We start from the raw sequence: 345 nt of genomic DNA, 5'->3' as shown, positions 1-345 counted from the left end.
GATGGAGAAACAAGTGATACGGATCCAAATGATACCGATCCATGTATCGGAGGAACATTATCCAATGTAGATTTAACAGACACAACAAGTGACTGGGCAACTGCAGATTGTGATGGTGACGGAGTAAGTAACTTAGACGAGGTGGATCCTGATGGAGACGGCGTTCAAGGACCAAACGACACCGATCCAAACGATGCATGTGAGTTTACAGCAGCAGATATTACTTTACCTGTAACAGCAATTACGGATTGTGATGGTGATGGAGAAACAAGTGATACGGATCCAAATGATACGGATCCATGTATTGGAGGAGATTTAACAAATGTAGATTTAACAGACACAACA

At 42.3% G+C, this 345-nt stretch carries 1 pseudogene; it reads left to right on the top strand.

The features are described 5' to 3' along the window. Positions 1-345, top strand: a pseudogene (locus ACVCXO_RS00185) (hypothetical protein); the annotation flags it as partial.

Source organism: Lacinutrix sp. MEBiC02404 (genome assembly GCF_053601575.1).
The sequence above is the reverse complement of the archived record's forward strand: the minus strand, read 5'-3'. Positions and strand labels throughout refer to the sequence as shown.